Origin of the sequence: Erwinia sp. AnSW2-5 (genome assembly GCF_045107195.1) — a bacterium.
GTDB lineage: Bacteria > Pseudomonadota > Gammaproteobacteria > Enterobacterales > Enterobacteriaceae > Erwinia.
In genome coordinates, this window is sequence record NZ_JBJGXA010000007.1 from 1 (window position 1) to 26487 (window position 26487).

Consider the following 26487-nt stretch of genomic DNA (forward strand, 5'->3'; position numbering starts at 1 on the left):
CATCCATAGCTCAGCTGGATAGAGTACTCGGCTACGAACCGAGCGGTCGGAGGTTCGAATCCTCCTGGATGCACCATTCTTAAGTATCTCCTCAGTTTTGTCGCTTTACCTCCTCCAATAGCGTTACCCATACAGAGTAAATACTGTATAGCTTTACCCATGCATCCATAGCTCAGCTGGATAGCAGTAAACGCCAGCACAAAGGAGGATAACGTCGCTTGCGACGGCCCGTTAGGGTGAGGCAAAGCCGAATAATCCTCCTGGATGCACCATCTTCTGTAAGTCTGGAAGCACCTCTGTACTGGCAACAACACTCCCTCTTCTGCACTTTTCTACAAATCCTTCTTGCGAATTCCACACTTAACCTAAATTCCTCTGCGTTTTATCCCACGCATTTATCTGATAATCAAAATCCCTATGTTTTTCAAGGCATTTGCTGATCCATGCCAACAGCGACAACGAGGGTGCTTTTACGCTAAAGTAATCGTTCCGTTATCAGGATGGATGCGAGAATGTACGATGCTTATGACGGCTTGATCTTCGATATGGATGGCACCATCCTCGACACTGAGCCAACACACCGTAAAGCCTGGCACCAGGTGCTGGGGCAATATGGCATGACTTTCGATGAAACGGCTATCATCGGCCTGAATGGTTCGCCGACATGGCACATTGCGCAGGTGATCATTGCCAGTCAGCAAAGCGACCTGGATCCTTACCGCTTGGCTGAAGAAAAAACGGCATTACTGAAAACGATGCTGTTCGACAGCGTGCAGCCATTACCGCTCATTGACGTGGTGAAAGCCTATAAAGGGCGCCGCCCGATGGCGGTAGGCACCGGCAGTGAGCACGCAATGGCGGTGGGGCTGTTGCAGCATCTGGGGCTGCTGAACCACTTTGATGCGATTGTCGGAGCAGATGATGTTAAACGCCATAAGCCAGAACCTGATACATTTCTGCGTTGCGCTGAATTAATCGGTGTACCCGCTGCACGCTGTGTGGTGTTTGAAGACGCTGATTTCGGTATACAGGCGGCACGTGCGGCAGGTATGGATGCGGTGGATGTCCGTCTGCTGTGAGTGAATGGTTAGCTTACGGTTCGATGTTTGCCAGTAGCTTTTTGAGCGCCACGTTATTGCCGGGGAGCTCGGAAGCGTTACTGGTGGGGTTACTGCTGGCGGGGAACGTTTCTGTCACGGCATTGATCCTGATTGCCGCACTGGGAAATACCCTGGGTGGTTTAACCAACATTGTTATTGGTCGCCTGCTTCCATTAAAAAGTCAGGGGCGATGGCACAACACAGCAACGGCGTGGCTGCACCGAATGGGGCCTGCTGCGCTGCTTTTTAGCTGGTTACCAGTGATTGGTGATCTGCTATGCGTTATTGCTGGCTGGCTACGTTTCGCCTGGCTGCCGATGGTGATATGTCTCGCTATCGGCAAGACCCTGCGTTATCTGGTGCTGGCAGCCGCAACACTACAGGGCATGGAATGGTGGCATTGATTCGCGTTAAGGCGGCGCTACGGTTAACATTATGCTGAACAATAATAAATTTTTCTCTGAGCGGGAGGTCAATTTGATCCCGGACGTATCACAGGCGCTTTCCTGGCTGGAAGCTCACCCTGACGCACTTAAAGGTATTGGTCGCGGCATTGAGCGCGAAACGCTGCGCGTCATGCCGGGTGGCCATCTTGCGACCACCGGACACCCAGCTGCTCTTGGTTCAGCTTTAACACATAAGTGGATTACCACTGACTTTGCCGAAGCATTGCTAGAATTTATCACGCCGGTCCATCAGGATATTGATCATCTGCTGGCATTTTTGCGCGATATCCATCGCCATGTTGCCCGTCAATTGGGCGAAGAACGTATGTGGCCGATGAGTATGCCATGCATGATCGTTCCCGATCAGGATATTGAGCTGGCGCAGTATGGCAGTTCGAATATTGGCCAGATGAAAACACTGTATCGCCAGGGGCTCAAAAACCGTTATGGCGCGCTGATGCAGGTTATCTCTGGCGTGCATTATAACTTCTCATTGCCGCTCTCCTTCTGGCAGGAGTGGGCGGGGGTGAAGGATGCAGAAAGTGGTAAAGACGCTATCTCTGATGGCTATCTCCGCCTGATCCGTAACTATTATCGCTTTGGCTGGGTGATCCCGTATCTTTTCGGTGCCTCACCTGCAATCTGTTCTTCATTCCTGCAAGGTAAGGAGAGCGCACTGCCGTTTGATCGCAGCGATAAGGGAATGCTGTCACTGCCTTATGCCACCTCACTGCGTCTGAGTGACCTGGGTTATACCAATAAATCCCAGAGTAACCTTGGCATCACCTTCAACAATCTTCCTGACTACATTACCGGTCTGAAAGCGGCGATTAAAACACCGTCGGAAGAGTTCGCTGCGATGGGTGTGAAGGATGAAAACGGTAACTGGTTACAGCTGAATACCAACGTATTGCAGATTGAAAACGAGCTGTATGCGCCGATCCGACCGAAGCGTGTGACACGTTCTGGCGAGGCGCCTTCGGATGCATTGCTGCGCGGTGGTATTGAATATATCGAAGTCCGCTCACTGGATATTAATCCCTTCTCGCCGATTGGCGTGGATGCGAATCAGGTGCGGTTCCTCGATTTATTCCTGGTCTGGTGTACGTTGGCGGATGCGCCGGAGATGAACAGTGCCGAGCTGGCCTGCACACGTAAAAACTGGAATCGCGTGATCCTTGAAGGGCGTAAACCCGGTCAGACGATCAGCATGGGATGCGAAGAGTCGCAGCATTTGCTGGTTGATGTGGGCAAGGCATTGTTTAGCGATCTACGTCGCGTGGCGGAAACGCTCGACAGCCAGAGTGACGAGCATCACTACCAGGAAGTTTGTGACCGACTGGTGGCATCATTCGACGATCCTGATCTGACCTATTCCGCACGATTCCTGGACATATTGAAAGAGGACGGTATCGCGGGTGCCGGGCTGGCCCTGGCCGAGCAGTATCGTGCTCAGTTAAGCGAAGAGTCGCTGGAAGTGCTGACGGAACAGCAGTTTAGTGAGGAAGCGCGGCGATCACAGGTTAGTCAGCAGGACATTGAAGAAAGTGATACGCTTGACCTTGAAACCTTTTTGAAAGGTAAGAGCTAAACGATACAAAAGAAAAAGGCCACATAACTGTGGCCAAAAATTCGCATCTCTGTTGTTGTCAGGGATGAGATGGATGATAACAAATGCGCGTCTTTCATATATTCAGACGCGCAGCGTTCGAAAAAGTTTCATCAGTTCAAAAATAAATTCATTCGTTGAGGTAACAAGTATGCCATTGCTGGATAGCTTTACCGTCGATCACACCATCATGGCCGCTCCTGCTGTACGCGTAGCTAAAACCATGAAGACCCCTGCCGGCGATACCATCACGGTTTTCGATCTGCGTTTCTGCCGACCGAACATCGAGATCCTGACCGAGCGCGGTATCCACACGCTGGAGCACCTTTTTGCGGGCTTCATGCGCGATCACCTGAACGGTGACGGTGTGGAAATCATTGATATTTCGCCAATGGGTTGCCGTACGGGCTTCTACATGAGCCTGATTGGTACGCCGGACGAGCAACGTGTAGCAAAAGCATGGAAAGCCGCGATGGCTGATGTGCTGAAAGTGAAAAACCAGAGTGATATCCCTGAACTGAATATTTATCAGTGCGGGACCTGTGAAATGCACTCACTGGATGAAGCGCAGGACATCGCGCGTAACATCCTCGACAACGACATTCGTGTTAACCGTAACGACGAGCTGGCGCTGCCGAAAGAAAAACTGAAAGAACTGCATATCTAGTTGATATGTTGGGCTGACCTTTATTCGGTCAGCCCAGACTTCTTTACGATCCTACCGACTCCTTCAGCGACGTTTGCGGTATAATCCGTACCTGCTTAATCATATTGTCCTGTACATCAAGAATCTCGACGGCATAGTGGCCAATTTGCACCGTGGTATTGGCGAGTGGAATATCCTGCAATGCTTCAAGGATCATGCCGTTAACGGTACGCGCCTCCTCCTCCGGGAGTGCCCAGTTAAAGGCTTTATTGAGCTCGCGTATGTTTGCACTGCCTTCAATCAATACCGAACCATCATTCTGTGGTACCACTTCTTCGGCCAGCGTCGGTGACATGGAGGTGGTGAAGTCGCCAACAATCTCCTCCAGAATATCTTCGATGGTCACCAGACCTTTAATATCGCCGTACTCATCGATCACCAACCCGACCTTCTTCTTATTACGCTGGAACTTCACAAGCTGCACGCTGAGCGGCGTTCTTTCCGGCACATAGTAGATTTCATCTGCAGCGCGCAGCATCACTTCTTTGGTGAACTCTTTTTTCTCGGTCATCAGACGATAAGCCTCGCGCACACGCAGCATGCTCATGGTATTGTCGAGAGAGTCGCGATACAGGACGATGCGTCCGTGTGGTGAGTGGGTCAGCTGGCGTACGATCGATTTCCAATCGTCATTGATATTGATACCGACAATTTCGTTACGCGGCACCATGATGTCATCGACGTTCACTTTTTCAAGATTGAGAACGGACAGCAACATATCCTGATTGCGGCGCGACATCAGCGAACGCGATTCGTAAACGATGGTACGTAGTTCGTCTTTGCTCAGCGCGGCACTGATAGCGCCATCACTTTTCATCCCCACCAGACGCATCAGCATGCGGGTAATGGTGTTCAGCAGCCATACCAGCGGCATCATAATAATCTGCAATGGACCCAGCAGCACACTGCTGGGGAAGGCCACTTTTTCCGGGTAGAGCGCTGCGATGGTTTTTGGCAAGATTTCAGCAAAGACCAGAACAAGAAAGGTCAGAATACCGGTAGCAATAGCAACTCCCGCATCACCATACAGACGCATACCGACAATGGTTCCCAGCGCAGAAGCCAGAATGTTGACCAGATTATTGCCGATCAGCACCAGGCTGATGAGTCGGTCAGGACGACGCAGTAATTTTTCGACACGACGTGCGGCACGATCACCATTTTTAGCCTGATGACGCAGCTTGTAGCGGTTGAGCGTCATCATGCCGGTTTCGGAGCCGGAAAAGTACGCCGACACCAAAATCATAATAACCAGCGTAATGATCAGGGTCGTGGTTGAAACGTGTTCCAAGGGAAATCCTTGTAGTGATCAATCAGGAGGTTAGGAAATGCTGCAACATACGGCTACCAAAATAAGCCATGGTCAGTAAAAATGCGCCTCCGCAGTTGAACCACACGACACGGCGACCGCGCCAGCCTTCGTGATAATGGCCCCACAGCAGCACGATATAGAGAAACCAGGCCAGGATCGACAGCACTGCTTTATCGATATTTTCACGACTGAACAGATCTTGCAGATAGAACAGCCCGGTACAGAGCACTAGCGTTAGCAGGACTACACCGATCTGGGTGATATGAAACATTTTACGTTCAATGGTCATCAGCGGGGGGATATCGGTGCTGAAGGCCAGTTTTTTGTTCTTTAGCAGCCAGTCAATCCAGGCCAGCTGTAACGCATACAGTGCGGCAATGATCAGCGTGGCATAGGCAAAAAGTGCCAGTCCGATATGCACCATCATGCCTGGTGTGGTTTCCAGGTGGGTGATAAAGGCATTGGGAACAAATGTGGCAAATGCGAGGTTGATTAGCGCAAAGCTGTAAACAATCGGCAGCAGGATCCAGCCGCGGTTGCGGGAGGCGACAATGGTCATAATCGCACAAATCAGCAGGCTCACCAGCGAACCAATGTTCAGCAGGCTGAGGTTCTGCCCGCCGTCTGGCCCGAAAATACGCTGCTCCAGCGCCACGGCGTGACACACCAGTGCGGCGATGGCAGAAAGCACTGCCAGACGACGCCAGGTGCTGTTTTTGCGCAACAGGCTGGGAACGATCAGTGCAAGGCTGAATGAGTAGGCGAGTAGCGCCAGAATCGCAATTACAGACATAGAATTCGTCAGGTATCGATCAGATAAGAAAAGAACCAGTATAGCGCCAGCGGCTGCTGGCTCCAAACGATCTCATCGCATATGGCTGAGATCCCAACGTCTCTATGTTATAATCCGCGCCATTGTGTCGCCGAGGCGGCCTCTCATTACGTTGAGCGAGAGACGATGTTTGATAATTTAACCGACAGACTGTCGCAGACCCTGCGCAATATCAGCGGCCGCGGGCGGTTGACTGAAGATAATATTAAAGACACGCTGCGCGAAGTGCGCATGGCGTTGCTGGAAGCTGACGTCGCGCTGCCAGTCGTCCGTGACTTTATCGGACGCGTCAAAGAGCGTGCCGTCGGCCATGAAGTGAACAAAAGTCTGACCCCGGGTCAGGAGTTCGTTAAGATCGTGAAAAACGAACTGGTTGCTGCGATGGGGGAAGAGAACAACACTCTGAACCTGGCTGCTCAGCCACCTGCTGTGGTACTGATGGCGGGCTTGCAGGGTGCGGGTAAAACCACCAGCGTCGGTAAGCTGGGTAAGTTCCTGCGTGAGAAGCACAAGAAAAAAGTACTGGTGGTGTCTGCTGACGTATATCGCCCTGCGGCGATTAAACAGTTGGAAACACTGGCTGAGCAGGTTGGCGTGGATTTCTGGCCGTCAGATCTCAGTCAGAAACCGGTTGATATCGTTACCAGCGCGCTGCAACAGGCGAAGCTGAAATTCTACGACGTGTTGCTGGTGGATACCGCTGGTCGCTTACACGTTGATGAAGCGATGATGGACGAGATCAAACAAATTCACGCCGCGATTAATCCGGTAGAAACGCTGTTTGTCGTCGATGCTATGACCGGCCAGGATGCCGCCAACACCGCGAAAGCGTTCAACGAAGCGTTACCGTTGACGGGTGTGGTACTGACGAAAGTCGATGGTGATGCCCGTGGTGGTGCTGCGCTGTCGATTCGTCATATTACCGGTAAGCCAATCAAATTTATGGGTGTCGGTGAGAAAACCGAAGCTCTGGAACCGTTCTACCCGGACCGCATTGCCTCTCGTATCCTCGGCATGGGCGACATGTTGTCGCTGATCGAAGATATTGAAAGCAAAGTAGACCGTGCGCAGGCAGAAAAACTGGCCAGTAAGCTGAAGAAGGGGGATGGTTTCGACCTGAACGACTTCCTCGACCAGTTGAAGCAGATGCGCAACATGGGCGGCATGGCGAGCCTGATGGGCAAGCTGCCGGGCATGGGCCAACTGCCAGATAATGTTAAATCGCAGATGGACGACAAAGTGCTGGTGCGCATGGAAGCGATGATTAACTCAATGACACGCAAAGAGCGTGAAAAACCTGAGATTATCAAAGGCTCCCGTAAGCGCCGCATTGCCACCGGTTCAGGAATGCAGGTGCAGGACGTTAACCGCTTATTGAAGCAGTTCGACGACATGCAGCGCATGATGAAGAAGATGAAGAAGGGCGGTATGGCGAAGATGATGCGCGGCATGAAAGGTATGATGCCGCCGGGCTTCCCTGGCCGCTAAGCCAGCCAGAAAACGACTCAGGCGAATTAGATTGCTTTTTGCGCCAAAATGAGTAAAATTTTCGGGCTTTTTATATTGCATCCGGGCCCCGTTCCCTCAATGGGGCCCGGCTGTTTTATTAACTAAAGAGGATGTTATGGTAACAATTCGTTTGGCACGTCACGGCGCTAAAAAGCGTCCGTTCTATCAGGTAGTCGTAACTGACAGCCGTAATGCTCGCAACGGTCGCTTCCTTGAGCGCGTTGGTTTCTTCAACCCGATCGCATCAGGTCAGGCTGAAGCACTGCGTCTGGATCTGGACCGCATTGAGCACTGGGTTGGCCAGGGCGCTACTCTGTCTGATCGCGTTAACGCGCTGATCAAACAAGCTAAGAAAGCAGCTTAATCTGTCACGGTGGTCAACATGAGCAAGCAACTCACCGCCCAGCCTCCCGCTACCCCGTTAATTCTGGGGAAGATGGGCTCGGCATACGGTATTCGTGGTTGGCTCAAAGTGTTTTCCTCCACCGAAGACGCCGAAAGCATTTTTGACTATCAGCCGTGGTTTATCCAACGTGCGGGTCAATGGCAGCTTGTCGAGCTGGAAGGCTGGAAGCGCCACAATCAGGACATGATCATCAAAGTCAAAGGCATTGACGATCGTGATGCTGCGGGCCTACTGACCAATTGCGAAATTGTCGTGGACTCAGAGCAACTGCCGAAGCTGGATAGCGGTGACTACTACTGGAAAGACCTTATGGGCTGCCAGGTGGTCACTACTGAAGGCTACGAACTGGGCAAAGTCATCGATATGATGGAAACCGGTTCGAACGACGTTATCGTCGTTAAAGCAAACCTGAATGATGCATTTGGTGCGCAGGAGCGGTTAATTCCGTTCCTCGATGAACAGGTTATCAAGAATGTCGATCTCACTACTCGTGTCATTACAGTAGATTGGGATCCTGGTTTTTGAGCTCCGAACATAACGGTAATACTCCGGCGCAAAGTATGTGGATTGGTGTAATTAGCCTGTTTCCTGAAATGTTTCGCGCAATTACCGATTACGGAGTAACTGGCCGGGCAGTAAAAAATGGCCTGCTCAGCATTCAGAGCTGGAGTCCTCGTGACTTCGCTCATGATCGGCACCGCACCGTGGACGAACGTCCTTACGGCGGCGGACCGGGAATGCTAATGATGGTTCAACCCTTACGGGATGCCATCCACGCAGCAAAAGCGGCGGCAGGAGAAGGCGTTAAGGTGATTTATCTGTCACCTCAGGGGCGTAAACTCGATCAAGATGGGGTTTGCGAGCTGGCGACCAACACGAAGTTAATTCTGGTCTGTGGTCGCTACGAAGGGATTGATGAGCGCGTGATTAAAACCGAAATCGATGAAGAATGGTCGATTGGGGATTACGTACTCAGTGGTGGCGAGCTGCCAGCAATGACGTTGATTGACTCGGTTTCCCGGTTTATTCCGGGTGTACTGGGAAAACAGGCTTCAGCCGAGGAAGATTCGTTTTCCGATGGTTTGTTGGATTGCCCACACTATACCCGACCTGAGGTGTTAGAAGGGATGGAGGTTCCGCCAGTTTTACTGTCGGGCAACCATGCTGATATTCGCCGGTGGCGCCTGAAACAGTCGCTGGGCCGTACCTGGCTTAGAAGACCTGAACTTCTGGAAAACCTGGCTCTGACTGAAGAGCAAGCAAAGTTGCTGGCTGAGTTCCAACGGGAACACAACCAGGCAACAAAACGATGATACGGTTGAACGGGCATAGCGCTTAGTTCGCCTTAACTATCAGTTTACCCAGGATAAGAGATTTAATTATGAGCAACATTATTAAGCAGATCGAACAAGAACAGATGAAACAGGACGTACCTTCATTCCGTCCGGGTGATTCCGTGGAAGTGAAAGTATGGGTCGTTGAAGGTGCTAAAAAGCGTCTGCAGGCATTCGAGGGCGTGGTTATCGCTATTCGTAACCGCGGTCTGCATTCTGCATTCACTGTTCGCAAAATTTCTAACGGCGAAGGCGTTGAGCGTGTTTTCCAGACTCACTCCCCAGTAATCGACTCGATTGCTGTGAAACGTCGTGGTGCTGTACGTAAAGCCAAACTGTACTACCTGCGTGAGCGTACTGGTAAGTCTGCACGTATCAAAGAACGTCTGGGCGCTTAAGCGACATCTGATAGTTAATAGCAATAAAGGGGCTGACCGAAAGGTTAGCCCCTTTTTTTATGCAGATATGGATCGCGCGTATCCCACGAAATTTCCTGCCTTCTGCGCGCGTTAAAAAAAATAAAAAGTCGTTTCCCGCTGATTTTTAAGCTGATATAAAAAAAATTCCGCGTATGTTTGATGGATACCTATCTACTGCCAGGAATTCTGCCCGCTATGCGCCCTTCGCCCAGTCCCTCGACCGGTGTGTCGATGAAAATCGCCGGTGCCCTGACCTCTACGTTAATGATGGCCTGCGTTAAAGGCCTGGATGGCACCATCCCGGTCGGAGAAGTGATCTTCTTTCGTTCTTCTGTTGCCTTGATCCCCCTGTTTATCTGGTTGTGGTGTCAGGGCAATATCCTTGATGGCATCCGCACCCGTAATATTAAAGGGCACTTTCTACGCGGGCTGGCCGGAACCGGGGGGCTGTACTTCAGTTACCTTGCCCTGCTGTATATCTCCCTGACCGATGTGACCGCCATTAACTATGCGGCTCCGTTGATCACCGTGATCATGGCGGCAATTTTTCTGCGTGAGAAGGTTAAGTACCATCGCTGGGTGGCGGTGATTGCCGGTTTTATTGGCATCCTGGTGATGATGTCTGGCCAGCTGTTCTTTGCCCGGGAAGGGGCGTTAAGCGCAGTGAGTTGGATGTCCACGCTGGGCATGATTCTGGCCCTGGTGGCTGCGGTGTGTATTGCAGGTGCATCAATCCAGATCCGTTATCTCAACGGTATTGAGAAGCCGGGGGCCATCGCTTTCTGGTTTGCGATAACCACCACGCTGACCTCGCTGTTCACACTGTGGTTTGGCTGGACGATGCCGAATAGCACGCAACTGATGTTGCTGCTTGGCTGCGGCCTGCTGGGAGGGATTACGCAAATCCTGCTGACCCTGAGCCTGAAATACGCTGATGCCTCGCTGCTGGCGCCGTTTGATTACAGCACGTTGATCTGGTCGGTGTTTATTGGCTACCTGTTCTGGGACACATTGCCAGAGTCGACGACGATTTTTGGTGCTGGTCTGGTCGTGACCGGTGGGGTGATTTCGATGTACTTTGAACGACGTCATCGCCGGGCGATCACGCCGCTAAACGTGAGTGGCTGAGAGAGAACAATCAGACACGATTCATCATGGGCTGGCCGTAAGGCTGGCCTTTTATGTTATTTTCAACATGATGACGAATGTTTCACAGGGTGTTAGGATATTTCTTAATGGCGGTGGGGGGGATGAAACCCGGGACGACGGGGCCAGATGAATGGCCGGGACTATAGAGGTTTCATGGCGAAAATACGCGTGATATTACTACCGCTCCTGCTGAGTGGTGCCACTTTGCCTCTCAGGAGTGAAACGTTAACTGATTCACCTCTGGGTGTGTCAGCGGCAGACGTGCGTCAGACCGTTGCCGGTATTATCAGTTACACCCGATGGCCAAACCTTACCGGGCTTCCCCGATTGTGTATCTTCCGCTCTGCTGACTTCGCTCCCGCGCTGACAGCAGCGCCGGTGGAACATCCTCCTGCTGTCTGGCAGGCAATCCCCGTTGAGGATGCGCGACAGGCCCTCGCCTCTCAGTGCGATATTCTCTACTTTGGCCGTGAATCCTCACAGCAACAGGTTGAATTGATTAACAGCTATCAACTGCGACCGTTACTCACTATCGCTGAACAAACCCCAGAATGTGCAGCCGGCAGCGCATTCTGCCTTAAATTTATTAATCACCGCGTGAGTTTCTCGGTGAACCTCGACTCGCTGGGTCGAAGTGGCGTTCGGGTGCATCCCGATGTATTGATTCTGGCATCGTCAGGGAGTGAGCGACATGGATAAATCCTCGACAGAATACAATAGGCTCAGCTTTCGCAATACGCTGGTGCGTATCAGTGTGATCAGCGTGGTGACCACGATGACCGTGGCATGGCTGTTTATTTCGGCCACCTCAATGCTGTCTTTCCGTCAGTATGCCGACAAAAATCTGCAACTGCTGGCTTACACCGTCAGCCACAGCCTGGAAGCTGCAGTGGTGTTTCGTGACGGTAATGCAGCTATGGATACACTGAATGAGCTGGGAAAACAGGGGCAGTTCTCTTCAGCGGTAGTGACTGACTTGAGAGGGAACGAGCTTGCCCATTGGGGGCAGGGGGATGAACATAAACTGAGCAGAGACCCACTGGCACGTGTGGTCTCCGGCTGGTTATTCCCGAAACCGGTCCAGCAGCCTATTCTGCATGATGGTGAAAAAGTCGGCAGCATTACGCTGACAGGCGAAGATGCCACCGTAACGGATTTTGTCTACCGCTCCCTGAGTGTGTTGACTATCTGTTTGCTGTTGGCCTCGCTGGTGGCACTCCTGTTGACTCGTCATTTGTTCAGTGGGTTGATCGCAGCGTTAAGGAATATGACTGGCGTTGTGCATGATATTCGTGCCACGCGAAACTTTTCACGCCGGGTTCCGCCGTCAAAAATTAATGAACTGCACGTGTTTGGTGAGGATTTTAACAGTCTGCTGACCGAGATTGAAAAGTGGCAGCTGCGTGAGCAACAGGAGCGGGATTCTCTGCTGAAGCGCGCGCTGCACGATCCGCTGACCGGGCTGGCCAACCGTGCTGCATTCTGCAGTGCACTGGATAGCGTGCTGAGTGATAGTGCCCGTAAAACCCATACTGCGCTGCTGTTTATGGATGGCGATAACTTTAAAGGTGTCAATGATACATGGGGGCATGCAGCAGGGGATGAAGTCTTGCTGGCGATAGCAGAGCGTTTGTATGACTGCGCTGCAAACACTCATCTTGTCTGTCGTTTTGGGGGGGATGAATTTGCCATGATCCTTGAAAATGTGAGTCATGATGATGAAGTCCAGGCAGTGATCGACGCGATTAATTTGCGCATGGCGGAGCCTATTGATCTTCACGGAGGTGAGTCCGTGGTGATGACATTAAGTATTGGCCGTGCCGTAGCAAGCCAGGCGGCGACTGCCGAAGGTGTGATGGAAGCGGCCGATCGCAGTATGTATCTGGAGAAGCAGCGCCATCAACGCGCTGCGTCTTAATGATAATCATGGGAGATAGGATGAAAAAAACAGGCATGACGATTGGGCTAGTGTTGGCCCTGTTACTGGCGGGCTGCCAGAGCGCACCGCAGGGTAAATTCTCGCCTGAGCAGATCAGCGCAATGCGATCGCAGGGGTTTAGCGAAATCCCGGAAGGGTGGATGCTGGGGATCTCAGAGAAGATTCTGTTTGGCAAAAATAAGTCAGAGTTGACACCGGAGAGTGTTGCGACCGTTCAGCGTATGGCTAAGTTACTGGCCAGCAGTGGGCTACATCACGCGCGCCTTGATGGACATACCGATAACTATGGCGATGAGAAATATAATGAGGCGTTGTCACTGAAGCGTGCCAACGTGGTGGCTGATGCCTGGGCAAGCGGAGCGGGTGTGCCACGCAGCAATATCACAACCCGTGGTTTGGGTGACAGAGATCCGGTACAGAGCAACAAAACATCGCAGGGCCGTGCAGAAAATCGTCGTGTGGCGGTGGTGATCAGCGCCCCCTGAAGCGCGCTGACATATCCGCTGCCTCGTCGATAAGCCGACGAGGCAGCACGATTACCTGGCAGCGCGCAGCAGTTCGATTACCAGTGGAGACAGCTCATCACGCAGTGCGGCGCGTTCGGACTGGAACAGTGTCGCCACATAGAATTTATGCCCCGGCAGTTCCATTGCCCGCACATCACCCTCACGATCCCAGGCTGTCAGCCGCAGCGGATGCGTTTTCAGCTCGGCAACAAAATCCGGGTTGACGCCAAAGTTACAGTGATAGCCTTCACTGATTTCTGTTTTGCCGTAGGCCTGTGCCAGAAGCGAACCTGGCTCAATCACAATATCCCCGGTTTTTTCTACCAGAGAACAGCTTAATGGCGCGATCACCAGACGCCCGCCGCTGTCTGTTTCGGCATGTCCTGCATCGCTCCAGCCCATGACATTACGGGCGTACTCAACAATGGCATACTGAAAACCCGCGCAGGAGCCGAGAAAGGGCACGTTGTTTTCCCTGGCATAACGAAGCGTGAGGTATGCCCCCTCGTCGTTAATATACGGACTCCCCGGAATTAGCCAGATCGCGTCATATTCCTGTAAAACACGGCTGTCAGTTATGGTTTCAGTAGGAAGCCACTGCGGGTTAACGTCAAGGTGAAGGGCGTGTGCGGCGAGCTGAACAGCTTTTGGAATGGCCTGATGCGAAACGGCATCGGGGCGATAGTCACCAACCAGAGCTAAACGGACCATGAGAGTTTCCTGTGCGGGTAAAAAAGGATGCTACTGCACTACCGTTTAACTGGCAAGCTTTAGCTATCAGTGGAAAAACTGAGGGAGAACAGGCTGCCGTCACCCTTACTCGGCAACCTGATGCGGGCGGTAAAGCCGATAGATGGCGGTGTTAATTGGCCCACTCTGTAACACGATAAGCCCGTAACGTATGGCAATCAATTCTGCGCCAACGCGGGTGGCAACAGTGCGGCTGGCGATATTGCTTTCAGCCGCCAGAATTTCGATAACATCAATATCCGGTTGTTCAAAAGCCTGCGTTGTAATCTGGCGAACGGCCTGTCGGGCAATACCCTTGCGCTGTTCGCTACTTCGTACCCAGTAACCAAGAGCGGCAGGGATATCGGGTCCGCTGCTGTAGCGTAGCCCCGCGCCCCCCAAAAGGCGTCCGTCTTCTGTAAACAACCCGTATTCATCCGCTACGCCCTGACGGCGCTGTAAATGGGTGTAGCTGAACCACTTAAGGGCCTCCTCTTCTGCATAATCTTCATGCGCCCATACCATCCACGGCAGTAAACTCTCCAGTGACTCCCTGACGGCCTCGACGAAGGCTACGGCATCACTGGTTTCGAATGGGCGTATGACTATTTTCATGATTCACTCCGATAATTTTCCTGACGGACAGAAATTATAGATCGTTGCAGGATGACAGGTGTCGGAATTGATTGGGTTTTTTAGAAGGTCAAATCTAAATGTAAACTTAATAGTACACTTAGTGGTGTGGTGTTTTATGTGTAATTTAATAATAACTTATTGTATTTATTGGTTTTAATTTTTTGTTTGGTGCGTTTTATTTCTATGTGGTAATAAAACTGTACATGGCCGTGTTGTGTTATGTACGTATTCTGGTACAGTTGTCAGCAACCTCACTGAGGATCCCTATTAAACGAATGACCCAGGATGACGATCATGCAAAAAGATGCGCTGAATAACGTTCATATCGCTGACGAACAGATACTGATTACGCCTGAAGAACTGAAAAAACAGTTCCCTTTGAACAGCGTGCTGGAAGGGCAGATTGCCGCCTCACGTCAGACTATTTCCGACATCATCAGCGGAAAAGACCATCGCCTGCTGGTGGTCTGTGGCCCTTGTTCTATTCACGATACCGAAGCCGCACTGGCTTATGCGCGCGATTTGAAAGCACTCGCAGACCAGGTTGAAGATCAGCTGTACATCGTGATGCGCGTCTACTTTGAAAAACCACGTACCACGGTTGGCTGGAAAGGCCTGATTAACGATCCGCACATGGATAACACCTTTGATATGGAAGCCGGCCTCCATATTGCCCGCCAACTGCTGCTGAATCTGGTAGAGATGGGTCTGCCACTGGCAACGGAAGCGCTGGATCCAAACAGCCCGCAATACCTTGGCGATCTGTTCAGCTGGTCTGCTATCGGTGCACGTACCACCGAATCGCAAACGCACCGCGAAATGGCATCTGGCCTGTCGATGCCGGTGGGCTTCAAAAATGGTACCGACGGCAGCCTTGGCACCGCGATTAACGCGATGCGTGCCGCCGCGATGCCACACCGTTTTGTGGGTATCAACCAGGCAGGGCAGGTCTGCTTACTGCAAACCCAGGGTAACCCCGATGGGCATGTGATCCTGCGCGGTGGGAAAAGCCCTAACTACGGCCCGGCTGACGTAGCGCAGTGCGAAAAAGAGATGCAGCAGGCGGGACTCCGTCCTTCCTTGATGATAGATTGCAGTCATGGCAATTCTAACAAAGATTTTCGTCGCCAGTCCGGCGTAGCCGAGTCTGCCGTTGCGCAGATTAAAGATGGCAACCGCTCAATTATGGGCCTGATGCTGGAAAGTAACATTCACGAAGGCAACCAGTCTTCTGAGCAGCCGCGCAGTGATATGCGCTACGGCGTTTCCGTGACCGATGCCTGCATCAACTGGGAAACGACGGAAACCTTGCTGCGTGAAATTCATCAGGATTTGACCGGGGTACTGGCGGCGCGTCTGTCGCAAGAGGGTTAACGAGTTATGGTGGCTGAACTGACCGCGTTACGCGATCAAATTGATGAAGTCGATAAAGCGCTACTGGATCTGCTGGCGAAACGGCTGGCGCTGGTCGCTGAAGTGGGTGAGGTAAAAAGCCGCTACGGATTACCGATTTATGTCCCTGAGCGTGAGGCCACAATGCTGGCTTCACGCCGCCATGAAGCGGAGTTGCTGGGCGTGCCTCCCGATCTGATCGAGGATGTTCTGCGCCGCGTGATGCGTGAATCCTACACCAGCGAAAACGATAAGGGTTTTAAAACCCTTTGTCCTGAGCTGCGTCCGGTGGTTATTGTTGGCGGTAAAGGGCAGATGGGGCGTCTGTTTGAGAAGATGCTCACCCTGTCAGGTTATCAGGTACAAATCCTCGATAAAGGCGACTGGGATAACGCAGAAGCGATGCTGGCTAATGCTGGCATGGTGATCATCAGCGTTCCCATCCACCTGACTGAACAGGTGATTGGTGAGCTGCCTCCGCTGCCACAGGATTGCATCCTGGTGGATCTGGCATCGGTGAAAAATAAGCCGCTGCAGGCGATGCTGGCTGCGCACGCAGGACCGGTGCTGGGATTACACCCGATGTTCGGCCCGGACAGTGGCAGCCTCGCGAAGCAGGTGGTGGTGTGGTGTGATGGTCGTCAGCCGGAAGCCTATCAGTGGTTCCTGGAACAGATTCAGGTATGGGGCGCACGTCTGCACCGTATCAGCGCCGTAGAACATGACCAGAACATGGCGTTTATTCAGGCACTGCGCCACTTCGCCACATTCGCTTACGGCCTGCATCTGGCAGAGGAAAATGTTCAGCTGGATCAACTGCTGGCGCTTTCATCGCCGATTTACCGGCTGGAACTGGCGATGGTCGGACGGCTGTTTGCTCAGGATCCACAGCTCTATGCAGACATTATCATGTCATCAGAGAGCAATCTTGCGCTGATTAAGCGTTACTATCATCGATTTGGTGAGGCGATTAAGCTGCTGGAGCAGGGAGATAAGCAGGCGTTTATCGACAGCTTCCGCCGGGTGGAGCATTGGTTTGGCGACCATGCGAAACGCTTCCAGGCAGAAAGCCGCACGTTACTGCGTCAGGCAAATGACAGCAGACAGTAGTGTTTAGCTGAAGGGGCCGGCATGTCTGGCCCCTGATTTTTAAATCGCACCAAACCCCGCCTTGACGAAAATTTCCTGCCCTTCATGCGTTAACAGCCGTTCAGCCAGCTCGTGGCCTGCGGGCTGACAAACGGCATAGCCGTAATCAGCACGCGTTTGCCACGCCTCCGGTATCAACAGAGTTGTGATGCCAGCATCAGGTTGAACAAGATGCGCATAGCTGCGATAGCCAATAAAGATATCGGTCTGTCCTGACTGTATCAACCAGGCTGAAGCCAGCATCCCAGGCGGTATCGGTGCGGAGTCCGTTCCACCGACCAGCGGCATTGCACGCTGTTTTAACCGTTGGCCCAGTTCAACATCCTGTTGTTCAATTCGCTCGAATAGCTGCCAGGCATAATCACCGCAGGGATCGCTGCCAGGTGTTGAGGTGGCGACGCGCAGGGCAGGATTGCGCAACAGATCGCGCCAGTCAGTCGACGGGGCGGCACGATCGCTGCGAACGTTCAGGCACAAAAAATTATGGCAGAATACGCCTGCCTGCTGTGCCAGCCCTGCCTGTAACAGCGCCTGAGGATGGGCAATACTGGCGGAGACGAACAGATCGCAGGTTTCACCCTGCTCAATGCGCTGGCGCAGTATTCCGGCCGGACCAAACTGCGTTTCTATCCCCGCCGGGTAGTGGTGCTGGAATGCACTCACCACGTTTGGCCAGACGTGACGCAGACTACCCGCTGCCAGCACCTGTAAAGGTTTCATCAGTTGTTGCCGTGGTAGTGAGTGCGGTAAAAACGTTGATACCAGCTGTCTGCCTGTTGCTGCATATCAATATCCGCAAATCTGGTCGGATACAGTTTCTTCGCCATCCACAATTCTCCCAGTGCCATCGCTTCCGGCATCGGGTAGCCCCATGCCTTGGCATACTCGGGCATCAGATAAACCCGGTGATTTTTGACCGCATCCACCGCCTGCCAGGCGGGCTGCTGGTTAATCTCTTCAATCACTTTTGGATAACGGTCCTGTACGAAGATGACCTGCGGGTTCCATGCCAGAATCTGCTCCATTGACACCTGCTTGTAGCCCTTAACCGTTGATGCGGCAACGTTCATTGCTCCAGCATGCGCCATCATCAGCCCGGTGTATTTACCGGAACCATAGGTTGTCAGGTCGGGATTAGCCATGTAAACGCGAATACGCTCTTTTTCCGGCACATTCTTCAATCGTTCGGCAACCTGCTGGCGCTGGTCAAACGTTGCGGCTACCAGCGCTTCGGCCTGCGGTTGCTGATTGACCACCTCGCCAATCAGACGGATACCTTGTGCAAGGCCATCATTGTAGGCCTGCTCTTCATTGGCTAACTGTGGGTTGAGCTGGGCCTGCTGCGTGCCGCTGTCAGTGCGCAGAGAGATGGCAATGACCGCAATGCCGAGATCCTGAATCTGATCAATCATCTCCTGGGGCGCATAGTTTGTGACAAACACCACCTGCGGATGCAGCGCAACCAGCTTCTCTAGATCAACATGGGTCAGATCGCCCAGCAGCGGCAGCGCATCTAACTGGGGGACCAGACGCGCGTAGCCGTCGCCCAGTTGTTGTTTCCAGTTGCTGAGAATACCGACCATTTTGCCCGTAGCATCAAGTTGCACCAGCAGATTTAGTGTCTGATGTTGCAGCACGACGACGCGGTCAACGCGATCGGGCAGCGTCACCCGACGACCGAGCTGATCGGTTACCTGGCGTGATGCATGCGCTGAAAAAGCGAATAAAACGGAAAGGATGAGTACGGAAAAAGGGCGGGAAAGGGAAATCATCATCGCTGCCTGAGTGTCGTTATATACCTTATGATATAGCGTTCGGTATGACAGGGTAAATGATTCTCTTTGGAAAAAAAGAAAATCGCCAGCCGCGACCAGGCTGGCGAGGTATCAGGCGTTACTGGGGATCGATGGCGACGACGTTTTCGCTAGGGTAGCAGCCCAGAACCTTCAGTGAGCGTGTGATTGGCGTCAGCTCGCGCAGCGCCTGCTGCACGTCGTCGGTATTCAGGTTGCCCTGGAAATCGATGTAAAACATCTCCTGCCACGGATTACCGTTAATCGGACGTGACTCCAGTTTACTCATTGTCAGATTATGTTTGCGCAGCACCAGCAGGGCTTCGACCAGGGCACCCGCCTGCTGGCCGGTGGCCATAATCAGCGTGGTTTTTGCCGGAACCTGGAGTGAGACTTCGATTGGCTTACGGGCCAGTACGATAAAGCGGGTAATGTTCTGGCGCTGGTTAGCCAGATTACGCTCCAGCACCTGTAAACCATAAAGCTCACCGCCGGCTTCACTGCCCAGTGCAGCAACTTTCGGTGAATTCATGGCGGCGACTCGCTCCATCGCAGCAGCCGTACTTTCGGTGTACTCAATTTTCCAGTGCGGGTAACGATTGATGAACTGGCTGCACTGTTGGAAGGGTTGCGGATGACTGTAGACGGTCTCAATCTGCTGCAGGTCAGTACTACCGGAGACCAGAACGCAGTGATCGATAGGGATAGTGATCTCGCCGACAATTGACAGACTGGTTTGCTGTAACAGGTCATAGACATCGGTGATTGACCCTGAAGTCGTGTTCTCAACCGGCAGCACGGCGTAGTCAGCCAGCCCGGTTTCTACCTGATTGAAGATATCGTGAAACTTCAGGCAGCCACTCTCAATGAAGTTATCGAAATGACGCGCAGCATAATGGCGTGATGCCAGATGCGAGTAGGAGCCTTTAGGCCCGAGAAACGCGATGCGCGCAGAGTGAGCGTTGGTGTTGTTCAGGTGTTTTTGCAGCAGCGCCTGCTGAGTCAGCACTGAATCTTCGATGATCTGCTGAAACAGGCGCGTGATGTAATGAGCATCCAGCTTATGGCCTTTGCCCAGAGTGATCAGGTGCTCAAGCAGATCGCGTTCGCGGTCGATATCACGGACGGGACGGTGGGTGGCCATTTTGGCCTCGGCAACTTCTACCGCTAGCGCGCGGCGCTGGGCCAGCAGGGCCAGCAGTTGTTCGTCCAGTGCGCTGATCTTACCGCGCAGAGCCAGCAAAGGATTTTCGGGATTCATATTTGCTACCTGTCAGATGTTACTAAAAAAAAAGCCTCCCGTTTGGGAGGCTTTATTGTTCGTCTTCGCATTCACTCTTACACGACGAATTGCCTCCCAAATCAGGGGAAGGTAAAGAAGGTAAAAAAGAATGCGAAGAAAAACGGCGCTGATTTCATTGTGCTATCCATGATGTCTGGAAGGTTAAAGTAACCGCTGCAATTTCATTCTGTCAATAAAAAACGCGCCCGCAGGCGCGTTATGACTGTTTTAACCCGATTACTCTTCGTCTGTCTCAACCACACTCAGATCTTTAACGCTGGCGGTGGCGCGGCGCGCTTCACCTTTATGCTGAACTTTATTCAGCTGACGTTCCAGTTTGTTAATCAGATCGTTGATGGCTGTATACATATCTTCATGCTTGGCGCTGGCGACCAGCGGGCCGTTCGGCGTATTGATTGTTGCATCGGCAACAAACTCTTTCGGCTCTTTAGACAGAACGATATGTGGATTTATCAGATGAGTTTGCCACTTTTCAAGCTTGGCGAGACGGTCTTCGACATGTTGGCGGATAGCCGGAGTAATTTCCATTTGCTTACTGGTAATGTTCAGAACCATTGTGCTTACCTCTCTGTCATTTCCGTCTTGGTGAACCCAGCATACCGCGAAAAAGGCAAGAATGTGTGATCAAAATCACGTTATTTTGTCGCTTTTTGTCAAGAAGGATAAAACTGTGAGATGGGCTGATAAATGTGGCTCTGGGGGTTGTCGGTGGGCATTTTCAGTGGCATTGTTGATAGGTTAACTTGACTGGGAATTTGGCATTTTGCCGCTTTTTAGTCAAAAAAATGGCAGCCCGAAGGCTGCCATTTTTGTCAGGTCATACTCAGGCCTGATTGGTCGCAATGATTTTTGCCACACGATCGGCTTCTGCATTCAATTGCAGGTGACGGTAAGCATTTTCCATCAGCGGCAGTGCAGTGCGCGTAGCCTGTGTATCCGGGTAATCTTTCAGCATTTGCTCTACACGGTTAACCACAGCGACATACGCCTCGCGTTTAGTGTAGAATTCCGCCACGGATAACTCATATTTCGCCAGACGATCTTTCAGGAACACCAGGCGCTTGCGTGCATCGGTTGCATACTGGCTGTTTGGATAGCCACGCAGTAGCTGCGAGAAGTCTTTGAAAGCATCACGCGCATGGGTTGGATCGCGGTCTGAGCGGTCGATACCAAAAAAGCCTTGCAATGCACTGTCATCCAGCGCCATGTCCGTCAGACCACGCATATAGATCACGTAATCAATGTTCGGATGCGTTGGATTCAGGCGCATAAAGCGGTCAATGGCGGCTTGCGCCAGCGGCAAATCGGCATTTTTGTAGTATGCGTAGATCAGGTCTAGCTGAACTTGCTGGGAGTAAGGGCCGAATGGATAGCGGTTATCAAGCGCTTCCAGTTGCGTTATTGCTCCTTTAAAGTTACCGTCCTGCAGTTTTTGCTGGGCAGTGGCATAAATCTCGGAAGGCGGGCTGTCTGGCACCACATCCTTGGAGCCGGAACATCCAGCTAATGCCAGGCTCAACGTGGCTGCAGCCACCAGATATTTCATACGCGTCATGACGATTTGCTTATCCTCAGAGTGTTATTCTGGAAGCTGTCCGTTAAGCTTCCGATAGTGACCAGGTACGATAGCACATTATATTAAACGGCATCGCCGTGAAAACCCAACGTTAACGAAGAAGCTGTTTATTTATGGCACAACAAGTAAAACTCAACGCAACGGTATCCGAATCGCAACTCGGACAACGCTTAGATCAGGCTTTGGCCGAATTGTTCCCTGATTATTCACGTTCTCGCATAAAAGAATGGATTCTTGACCGTCGCATCACCGTCAACGGTGCAATTATCGACAAACCGAAAGAAAAAGTGCTCGGCGGTGAGCAAATTATCATCGATGCGGAAATTGAAGAAGACGCTCGCTGGGAAGCGCAGGATATCCCATTGAACATCGTCTATGAAGATGACGACATTCTGGTGATTAACAAACCGCGCGATCTGGTGGTTCATCCGGGAGCCGGTAATCCTGATGGCACTGTGCTGAATGCACTGTTGCATCATTTCCCGGCGATTGCTGATGTGCCGCGTGCTGGCATTGTGCACCGTCTGGATAAAGATACGACAGGTCTGATGGTGGTGGCGAAAACCGTCCCGGCGCAGACGCATCTGGTGGAGTCACTGCAGCTGCGCGAATTCACTCGCGAGTATGAAGCCGTGGCTATTGGTCGTATGACCGCAGGCGGTACGGTTGATCAACCGATCAGCCGTCACTCGACTAAACGTACCCACATGGCGGTGCATCCGATGGGTAAACCGGCAACCACGCACTACCGCATTATGGAGCATTTCCGTGCCCATACACGTTTGCGCCTGCGTCTGGAAACCGGTCGCACTCACCAGATCCGTGTGCACATGTCGCACATTAACCATCCGCTGGTGGGTGATCCGCTCTATGGCGGTCGTCCGCGTCCACCGAAAGGGGCATCCGATGCCTTCATCAGTACGCTGCGTGGTTTCGATCGCCAGGCCCTGCACGCCACGATGCTCCGTCTCTATCACCCGATTACCGGGATTGAAATGGAATGGCATGCGCCGCTGCCACAGGACATGGTCGATTTGATCAATGCACTGAAAGCAGATACCGAAGAATTTAAAGAGCAACTGGACTGGTAATGAGCCTGATTGTACCGAATTGGCCGGCCCCCGCTAACGTTCGCGCGTGCAGCAGTACGCGCCAGGGGGGTGTCAGCCAGGCACCGTGGGACAGTCTCAACCTCGGTGCTCATGTGGGTGATGAGTTGCAGCATGTGCAGACGAATCGTCAGCGCCTGCTTGAACTGGCCGATTTACCGTCAATGCCGCAATGGCTTGAGCAGGTACATGGTACAGAGGTTCTGACGCTGGACTGGAAGGTACCGGCTTCACTGCGTGCGGATGCGGCTTATACCCGAACGCCAGGCGTTGTCTGTGCCGTAATGACGGCTGACTGTCTGCCGGTACTTTTTTGCTCGCAGGATGGCCAGGAGGTTGCAGCCGCGCATGCTGGCTGGCGTGGATTATGTAACGGGGTGCTGGAGGCAACCATTAATGCCTTTTCTGCTCCTCCGTCACAGATTTTTGCCTGGCTTGGACCGGCGATTGGTCCGGATGCTTTCGAGGTCGGGCCGGAGGTGCGTGAGGCTTTCATTGCGCAAAATCCAGCCGCTGCAGCCGCTTTTCTCCCGAAAGGTGAAAAGTTTTATGCCGATCTCGAGCATTTAGCAAAACAGCGTTTAGAGGCCATCGGCGTGCGCCACGTATGGGGCGGCGGCCAATGTACCCTTAATCAACGTGAGCAATTTTTCTCCTTTCGACGCGATGGCGTCACTGGCCGTATGGCAAGTTTGATCTGGCTGATATAACCTAGTGCCATAAGACGGTCCGGATTGATGTTTTTTTCTCCAAAATGTCAGGTCATTACCTTGAAAAATTTGAGGGATGACCTCATTTAATCTCCAGTAGCAATTTGACCTGATAGGGGGAAATTATGCGTCTGGATCGTCTTACTAACAAATTTCAGCTGGCTCTGGCTGATGCTCAATCTCTGGCCCTCGGCCGTGACAATCAATTCATCGAACCTCTGCATCTGATGAGTGCTTTGCTCAACCAGGATGGCGGATCCGTTCGTCCTTTACTGACCTCTGCCGGTATTGATGTTGCTTCACTGCGTAACAACATCGAACAGGCGCTGAGCCGTTTACCGCAGGTCGAAGGCACCGATGGTGATGTTCAACCTTCGGCTGACCTGGTTCGGGTACTTAACCTGTGTGACAAACTGGCGCAAAAACGTGCCGACAACTTTATTTCATCCGAATTATTCGTTCTGGCGGCGATCGACTCCCGTGGTTCTCTGGCAGATTTGCTCAAATCTGCGGGAGTCACCAGCGATAAGCTGACGAAAGCGATCGACCAGATGCGAGGAGGCGATAGCGTGAACGACCAGGGAGCTGAAGATCAGCGCCAGGCATTGAAAAAATACACCATCGATCTGACTGAACGCGCGGAGCTGGGTAAACTTGATCCGGTTATTGGTCGTGACGAAGAAATTCGTCGTACCATTCAGGTCTTGCAGCGCCGTACTAAAAATAACCCGGTACTGATCGGTGAACCTGGTGTAGGTAAAACCGCCATCGTTGAAGGCCTCGCTCAGCGCATCATTAATGGTGAAGTGCCCGAAGGTCTGAAAGGCCGCCGGGTACTGGCACTGGATATGGGGGCGCTGGTGGCGGGTGCCAAATATCGTGGTGAATTCGAAGAGCGCCTGAAAGCGGTGCTCAGCGACCTGTCGAAACAGGAAGGCAATGTCATTCTGTTTATTGATGAGCTGCACACCATGGTCGGTGCTGGTAAGGCTGATGGCGCGATGGATGCAGGTAACATGCTGAAACCTGCACTGGCGCGGGGTGAATTGCACTGCGTTGGTGCCACCACGCTGGACGAATACCGTCAGTATATAGAGAAGGATGCTGCGCTGGAGCGTCGTTTCCAGAAGGTCTTCGTGGCTGAACCGAGTGTGGAAGATACCATCGCGATCCTGCGTGGGCTGAAAGAGCGTTATGAGCTGCACCACCATGTGCAGATCACGGACCCGGCTATCGTGGCAGCAGCGACCTTGTCACATCGCTATATTTCCGATCGTAAGCTGCCGGATAAGGCGATTGACCTGATTGATGAGGCTGCGTCGAGTATTCGTATGCAGATTGACTCGAAACCTGAGTCTCTCGACCGTCTTGAGCGACGCATCATTCAGCTGAAGCTTGAACAGCAGGCTCTGAAGAAAGAGTCTGACGACGCCAGCATCAAACGGCTGGAGATGCTGGAAGCTGAGCTGAACCAGAAAGAGCGTGAATACTCAGAACTGGAAGAAGAGTGGAAAGCAGAAAAAGCGGAGCTCTCTGGTACCCAGCATATTAAAGCTGAATTAGAACAGGCGAAACTGGCAATGGAGCAGGCACGTCGTCAGGGAGACCTCGGGCAGATGTCTGAGCTGCAATACGGGAAAATTCCAGAGCTGGAAAAACAGCTGGCTGCCGCGACTCAGACCGAAGGGAAAACCATGCGGCTGCTGCGTAACCGTGTTACCGACGTTGAAATTGCTGATGTGCTGGCGCGTTGGACCGGTATTCCTGTCGACCGCATGATGGAAGGTGAGCGTGACAAGTTACTGCGTATGGAGCAGGAGTTACATACGCGAGTGATTGGTCAGAATGAGGCCGTGGAAGCGGTATCGAATGCGATTCGCCGCAGCCGTGCTGGCCTTGCCGATCCGAATCGCCCGATTGGTTCGTTCCTGTTCCTTGGTCCAACTGGGGTCGGGAAAACGGAGCTATGTAAAGCGCTGGCTCACTTTATGTTCGACAGCGATGACGCAATGGTGCGTATCGATATGTCCGAGTTTATGGAAAAACACTCAGTGTCACGTCTCGTCGGGGCACCTCCTGGCTATGTTGGTTATGAAGAAGGGGGGTATCTGACCGAAGCGGTTCGCCGCAGACCTTACTCTGTCATCCTTCTGGATGAGGTAGAGAAGGCGCATCCGGATGTGTTTAACATCCTGTTGCAGGTGCTGGATGATGGTCGTCTTACTGACGGGCAGGGCAGGACGGTAGACTTCCGTAATACGGTGGTGATCATGACATCGAACCTGGGGTCTGATTTGATCCAGGAACGCTTCGGTGCATTGAACTACAGTGATATGAAAGAACTGGTGTTGTCAGTCGTCAGCCAGAACTTCCGTCCGGAGTTCATTAACCGTATTGATGAGCTGGTGGTCTTCCATCCGCTGGGCGAGCAACATATTGCTTCTATTGCACGTATCCAGCTTGCACGTCTGTATCAGCGTCTGGACGATCGTGGGTATGCTCTGCATATCTCCGAAGAGGCACTGCAGAAGTTGGGCGAAAATGGTTATGACCCGGTCTATGGGGCAAGGCCGCTGAAACGCGCAATTCAGCAGCAAATTGAGAACCCACTGGCACAGCAGATACTTTCTGGTGCGCTGGTTCCGGGGAAAACCATAGAAATGGATGTGCAGGATGGCGTGATCGTCGCACATCAGTAATCACGGTATGTAACAGAAATGGGCCTTTGGCCCATTTCTGTTTATTAAAGCAGCATAAATAGAGGTTTATTCAGGGTTTTGCGTGAAAAATAAGCATGTGAAAAGTTTTTTGCAATTAGCCCTT

28 protein-coding genes and 1 other annotated feature are annotated in these 26487 nt (G+C 52.3%); of the genes, 18 read left to right on the forward strand and 10 right to left on the reverse strand.

Going from position 1 to position 26487, the window contains the following annotated elements; genetic code table 11:
- Positions 1-512 precede the first annotated feature (512 nt).
- The 4 genes from yqaB to luxS all read left to right on the forward strand — a co-directional run bounded on the left by yqaB (position 513) and on the right by luxS (position 3822).
- Positions 513-1079 (forward strand): fructose-1-phosphate/6-phosphogluconate phosphatase, encoded by a 567-nt coding sequence (yqaB, locus tag ACFL9S_RS06895; protein ID WP_133845993.1) that lies wholly within the window; start codon positions 513-515, stop codon positions 1077-1079.
- Positions 1076-1504, forward strand: a complete 429-nt coding sequence (locus tag ACFL9S_RS06900; protein ID WP_405261095.1) for a YqaA family protein — start codon at positions 1076-1078, stop codon at positions 1502-1504. The genes yqaB and ACFL9S_RS06900 overlap by 4 nt, the downstream gene beginning before the upstream one ends.
- Before the next feature lie 31 nt (positions 1505-1535).
- Complete coding sequence (gene gshA / locus ACFL9S_RS06905; protein WP_405261096.1) at positions 1536-3137, forward strand: glutamate--cysteine ligase; 1602 nt, start codon at positions 1536-1538, stop codon at positions 3135-3137.
- Between the two features lie 169 nt (positions 3138-3306).
- A complete protein-coding gene (luxS, locus tag ACFL9S_RS06910; RefSeq protein ID WP_405261097.1) occupies positions 3307-3822 on the forward strand; it encodes an S-ribosylhomocysteine lyase in 516 nt (171 codons plus the stop codon).
- Positions 3823-3865: 43 nt separating this feature from the next.
- On the opposite strand, the gene ACFL9S_RS06915 is transcribed toward luxS, so the two are convergent.
- Both ACFL9S_RS06915 and ACFL9S_RS06920 read right to left on the reverse strand, forming a co-directional pair.
- Positions 3866-5152 (reverse strand): HlyC/CorC family transporter, encoded by a 1287-nt coding sequence (locus ACFL9S_RS06915; RefSeq protein ID WP_405261098.1) that lies wholly within the window; start codon positions 5150-5152, stop codon positions 3866-3868.
- Positions 5153-5174: 22 nt separating this feature from the next.
- Positions 5175-5966 carry an inner membrane protein YpjD gene (locus ACFL9S_RS06920; protein WP_405261099.1) on the reverse strand — a complete coding sequence of 264 codons (792 nt, stop codon included), beginning with the start codon at positions 5964-5966 and terminating at the stop codon, positions 5175-5177.
- 165 nt (positions 5967-6131) lie between these two features.
- Here ACFL9S_RS06920 and ffh point away from each other — a divergent pair, with 165 nt between their 5' ends.
- The 9 genes from ffh to ACFL9S_RS06965 all read left to right on the forward strand — a co-directional run bounded on the left by ffh (position 6132) and on the right by ACFL9S_RS06965 (position 13246).
- Positions 6132-7493, forward strand: coding sequence for a signal recognition particle protein (gene ffh / locus ACFL9S_RS06925; protein ID WP_405261100.1), 1362 nt, complete (start codon positions 6132-6134; stop codon positions 7491-7493).
- Positions 7494-7629: 136 nt separating this feature from the next.
- Positions 7630-7878 carry a 30S ribosomal protein S16 gene (gene rpsP / locus ACFL9S_RS06930; RefSeq protein WP_405261101.1) on the forward strand — a complete coding sequence of 83 codons (249 nt, stop codon included), beginning with the start codon at positions 7630-7632 and terminating at the stop codon, positions 7876-7878.
- 18 nt (positions 7879-7896) lie between these two features.
- Positions 7897-8445 carry a ribosome maturation factor RimM gene (rimM, locus tag ACFL9S_RS06935; protein WP_405261102.1) on the forward strand — a complete coding sequence of 183 codons (549 nt, stop codon included), beginning with the start codon at positions 7897-7899 and terminating at the stop codon, positions 8443-8445.
- Positions 8446-8480: 35 nt separating this feature from the next.
- Positions 8481-9233, forward strand: coding sequence for a tRNA (guanosine(37)-N1)-methyltransferase TrmD (gene trmD, locus ACFL9S_RS06940; protein ID WP_405261103.1), 753 nt, complete (start codon positions 8481-8483; stop codon positions 9231-9233).
- Positions 9234-9301: 68 nt separating this feature from the next.
- On the forward strand, positions 9302-9652 hold the full coding sequence (gene rplS, locus ACFL9S_RS06945) for a 50S ribosomal protein L19 (protein ID WP_133845985.1): 351 nt from the start codon (positions 9302-9304) through the stop codon (positions 9650-9652).
- Between the two features lie 180 nt (positions 9653-9832).
- A complete protein-coding gene (locus tag ACFL9S_RS06950) occupies positions 9833-10801 on the forward strand; it encodes a DMT family transporter (RefSeq protein ID WP_405261104.1) in 969 nt (322 codons plus the stop codon).
- Between the two features lie 174 nt (positions 10802-10975).
- Complete coding sequence (locus ACFL9S_RS06955) at positions 10976-11521, forward strand: YfiR family protein (protein WP_405261105.1); 546 nt, start codon at positions 10976-10978, stop codon at positions 11519-11521.
- The gene (gene dgcN, locus ACFL9S_RS06960) at positions 11514-12740 is read left to right on the forward strand and encodes a diguanylate cyclase DgcN (protein WP_405261106.1); all 1227 of its coding nucleotides are present in this window, start codon (positions 11514-11516) and stop codon (positions 12738-12740) included. The genes ACFL9S_RS06955 and dgcN overlap by 8 nt, the downstream gene beginning before the upstream one ends.
- Positions 12741-12760: 20 nt before the next feature.
- The gene (locus ACFL9S_RS06965; RefSeq protein ID WP_405261107.1) at positions 12761-13246 is read left to right on the forward strand and encodes an OmpA family protein; all 486 of its coding nucleotides are present in this window, start codon (positions 12761-12763) and stop codon (positions 13244-13246) included.
- Between the two features lie 51 nt (positions 13247-13297).
- On the opposite strand, the gene ACFL9S_RS06970 is transcribed toward ACFL9S_RS06965, so the two are convergent.
- Positions 13298-13978: a CTP synthase gene (locus ACFL9S_RS06970; RefSeq protein WP_405261108.1), complete on the reverse strand. Its 681-nt coding sequence runs from the start codon at positions 13976-13978 to the stop codon at positions 13298-13300.
- Positions 13979-14083: 105 nt separating this feature from the next.
- Positions 14084-14611, reverse strand: coding sequence for a GNAT family N-acetyltransferase (locus ACFL9S_RS06975; protein ID WP_405261109.1), 528 nt, complete (start codon positions 14609-14611; stop codon positions 14084-14086).
- Positions 14612-14926: 315 nt separating this feature from the next.
- Between ACFL9S_RS06975 and ACFL9S_RS06980 the strand changes: the two genes are divergently transcribed.
- Complete coding sequence (locus tag ACFL9S_RS06980; protein ID WP_405261110.1) at positions 14927-16006, forward strand: 3-deoxy-7-phosphoheptulonate synthase; 1080 nt, start codon at positions 14927-14929, stop codon at positions 16004-16006.
- A gap of 6 nt (positions 16007-16012) precedes the next feature.
- A complete protein-coding gene (gene tyrA, locus ACFL9S_RS06985) occupies positions 16013-17134 on the forward strand; it encodes a bifunctional chorismate mutase/prephenate dehydrogenase (protein WP_405261111.1) in 1122 nt (373 codons plus the stop codon).
- A 39-nt stretch (positions 17135-17173) separates the two neighbouring features.
- On the opposite strand, the gene ACFL9S_RS06990 is transcribed toward tyrA, so the two are convergent.
- From ACFL9S_RS06990 to bamD, 6 genes are all read right to left on the reverse strand, one after another.
- Positions 17174-17893, reverse strand: coding sequence for a substrate-binding domain-containing protein (locus ACFL9S_RS06990; protein ID WP_405261112.1), 720 nt, complete (start codon positions 17891-17893; stop codon positions 17174-17176).
- Positions 17893-18948, reverse strand: a complete 1056-nt coding sequence (locus ACFL9S_RS06995) for an ABC transporter substrate-binding protein (RefSeq protein WP_405261113.1) — start codon at positions 18946-18948, stop codon at positions 17893-17895. Before ACFL9S_RS06995 ends, ACFL9S_RS06990 begins: the two co-directional genes overlap by 1 nt.
- Positions 18949-19066: 118 nt before the next feature.
- Positions 19067-20227 (reverse strand): bifunctional chorismate mutase/prephenate dehydratase, encoded by a 1161-nt coding sequence (gene pheA / locus ACFL9S_RS07000; protein ID WP_405261114.1) that lies wholly within the window; start codon positions 20225-20227, stop codon positions 19067-19069.
- Between the two features lie 24 nt (positions 20228-20251).
- Positions 20252-20386, reverse strand: a sequence feature (Phe leader region).
- On the reverse strand, positions 20329-20385 hold the full coding sequence (pheL, locus tag ACFL9S_RS07005) for a pheA operon leader peptide PheL (RefSeq protein ID WP_197931246.1): 57 nt from the start codon (positions 20383-20385) through the stop codon (positions 20329-20331). It overlaps the preceding feature by 57 nt.
- Positions 20387-20485: 99 nt before the next feature.
- Positions 20486-20824, reverse strand: coding sequence for a ribosome-associated translation inhibitor RaiA (raiA, locus tag ACFL9S_RS07010; protein WP_405261115.1), 339 nt, complete (start codon positions 20822-20824; stop codon positions 20486-20488).
- Between the two features lie 268 nt (positions 20825-21092).
- The gene (gene bamD / locus ACFL9S_RS07015; RefSeq protein WP_405261116.1) at positions 21093-21824 is read right to left on the reverse strand and encodes an outer membrane protein assembly factor BamD; all 732 of its coding nucleotides are present in this window, start codon (positions 21822-21824) and stop codon (positions 21093-21095) included.
- A gap of 134 nt (positions 21825-21958) precedes the next feature.
- Here bamD and rluD point away from each other — a divergent pair, with 134 nt between their 5' ends.
- The 3 genes from rluD (at position 21959) to clpB (ending at position 26363) form a co-directional block, all read left to right on the forward strand.
- Entirely contained in the window at positions 21959-22936 is a 978-nt protein-coding gene (rluD, locus tag ACFL9S_RS07020) for a 23S rRNA pseudouridine(1911/1915/1917) synthase RluD (protein ID WP_405261117.1), read from the forward strand.
- Positions 22936-23664 (forward strand): purine nucleoside phosphorylase YfiH, encoded by a 729-nt coding sequence (gene yfiH / locus ACFL9S_RS07025; RefSeq protein WP_405261118.1) that lies wholly within the window; start codon positions 22936-22938, stop codon positions 23662-23664. The genes rluD and yfiH overlap by 1 nt, the downstream gene beginning before the upstream one ends.
- A 125-nt stretch (positions 23665-23789) precedes the next feature.
- On the forward strand, positions 23790-26363 hold the full coding sequence (gene clpB, locus ACFL9S_RS07030; RefSeq protein WP_405261119.1) for an ATP-dependent chaperone ClpB: 2574 nt from the start codon (positions 23790-23792) through the stop codon (positions 26361-26363).
- The last annotated feature ends 124 nt before the right edge of the window (positions 26364-26487 follow it).

Bases quoted from the DNA above. Each gene is read 5' to 3' on its own strand.
- rpsP (WP_405261101.1), top strand. From the start codon at position 7,630: ATGGTAACAATTCGTTTGGCACGTCACGGCGCTAAAAAGCGTCCGTTC.
- rimM (WP_405261102.1), top strand. From the start codon at position 7,897: ATGAGCAAGCAACTCACCGCCCAGCCTCCCGCTACCCCGTTAATTCTG.
- ffh (WP_405261100.1), top strand. From the start codon at position 6,132: ATGTTTGATAATTTAACCGACAGACTGTCGCAGACCCTGCGCAATATC.
- trmD (WP_405261103.1), top strand. From the start codon at position 8,481: ATGTGGATTGGTGTAATTAGCCTGTTTCCTGAAATGTTTCGCGCAATT.
- pheA (WP_405261114.1), bottom strand. From the start codon at position 20,227: ATGAATCCCGAAAATCCTTTGCTGGCTCTGCGCGGTAAGATCAGCGCA.
- yfiH (WP_405261118.1), top strand. From the start codon at position 22,936: ATGAGCCTGATTGTACCGAATTGGCCGGCCCCCGCTAACGTTCGCGCG.
- ACFL9S_RS06920 (WP_405261099.1), bottom strand. From the start codon at position 5,966: ATGTCTGTAATTGCGATTCTGGCGCTACTCGCCTACTCATTCAGCCTT.
- ACFL9S_RS06955 (WP_405261105.1), top strand. From the start codon at position 10,976: ATGGCGAAAATACGCGTGATATTACTACCGCTCCTGCTGAGTGGTGCC.
- ACFL9S_RS06995 (WP_405261113.1), bottom strand. From the start codon at position 18,948: ATGATGATTTCCCTTTCCCGCCCTTTTTCCGTACTCATCCTTTCCGTT.
- yqaB (WP_133845993.1), top strand. From the start codon at position 513: ATGTACGATGCTTATGACGGCTTGATCTTCGATATGGATGGCACCATC.
- ACFL9S_RS06980 (WP_405261110.1), top strand. From the start codon at position 14,927: ATGCAAAAAGATGCGCTGAATAACGTTCATATCGCTGACGAACAGATA.
- ACFL9S_RS06970 (WP_405261108.1), bottom strand. From the start codon at position 13,978: ATGGTCCGTTTAGCTCTGGTTGGTGACTATCGCCCCGATGCCGTTTCG.
- ACFL9S_RS06975 (WP_405261109.1), bottom strand. From the start codon at position 14,611: ATGAAAATAGTCATACGCCCATTCGAAACCAGTGATGCCGTAGCCTTC.
- gshA (WP_405261096.1), top strand. From the start codon at position 1,536: ATGCTGAACAATAATAAATTTTTCTCTGAGCGGGAGGTCAATTTGATC.
- raiA (WP_405261115.1), bottom strand. From the start codon at position 20,824: ATGGTTCTGAACATTACCAGTAAGCAAATGGAAATTACTCCGGCTATC.
- clpB (WP_405261119.1), top strand. From the start codon at position 23,790: ATGCGTCTGGATCGTCTTACTAACAAATTTCAGCTGGCTCTGGCTGAT.
- ACFL9S_RS06950 (WP_405261104.1), top strand. From the start codon at position 9,833: ATGGATACCTATCTACTGCCAGGAATTCTGCCCGCTATGCGCCCTTCG.
- dgcN (WP_405261106.1), top strand. From the start codon at position 11,514: ATGGATAAATCCTCGACAGAATACAATAGGCTCAGCTTTCGCAATACG.
- bamD (WP_405261116.1), bottom strand. From the start codon at position 21,824: ATGACGCGTATGAAATATCTGGTGGCTGCAGCCACGTTGAGCCTGGCA.
- ACFL9S_RS06990 (WP_405261112.1), bottom strand. From the start codon at position 17,893: ATGAAACCTTTACAGGTGCTGGCAGCGGGTAGTCTGCGTCACGTCTGG.
- tyrA (WP_405261111.1), top strand. From the start codon at position 16,013: ATGGTGGCTGAACTGACCGCGTTACGCGATCAAATTGATGAAGTCGAT.
- rplS (WP_133845985.1), top strand. From the start codon at position 9,302: ATGAGCAACATTATTAAGCAGATCGAACAAGAACAGATGAAACAGGAC.
- rluD (WP_405261117.1), top strand. From the start codon at position 21,959: ATGGCACAACAAGTAAAACTCAACGCAACGGTATCCGAATCGCAACTC.
- ACFL9S_RS06965 (WP_405261107.1), top strand. From the start codon at position 12,761: ATGAAAAAAACAGGCATGACGATTGGGCTAGTGTTGGCCCTGTTACTG.
- luxS (WP_405261097.1), top strand. From the start codon at position 3,307: ATGCCATTGCTGGATAGCTTTACCGTCGATCACACCATCATGGCCGCT.